Origin of the sequence: Burkholderia sp. SIMBA_051 (assembly GCF_046534915.1) — a bacterium.
GTDB classification, from domain to species: domain Bacteria; phylum Pseudomonadota; class Gammaproteobacteria; order Burkholderiales; family Burkholderiaceae; genus Burkholderia; species Burkholderia ambifaria.
The window spans coordinates 1-238 of record NZ_JAWRXS010000861.1 but is presented as its reverse complement, the minus strand read 5'-3'; the positions used below and the strand labels follow the sequence as shown (position 1 = coordinate 238).

1 protein-coding gene is annotated in these 238 nt (G+C 60.5%); it reads right to left on the bottom strand.

The window, feature by feature from the left end; all coding sequences use genetic code 11:
• Positions 1–238 (bottom strand): quinolinate synthase NadA (gene nadA, locus SB771_RS36895; protein ID WP_410722274.1); only part of this gene is annotated, 238 nt, incomplete at both ends.

The window sequence follows — 238 nt, the reverse complement described above, 5'->3', positions numbered from 1 at the left end:
AGCGCGCAGCAGATCTAGTTCGATGCCCTTGAATTCATCGTGCACGAGACAGGAGCCCTGCCACAACAGCATGTCGGCACCGGTCTTGTTCTGGATATAGCTGCCGAGGTGCCGATCCGGCGCCCAAATGATCTTCTCGCCACGCGCATGCAGATCGGCGACGATCTCCAATCCGATCGACGACGTCACCATCCAGTCCGCGCGCGCCTTGACCGCCGCGCTTGTGTTCGCATACACG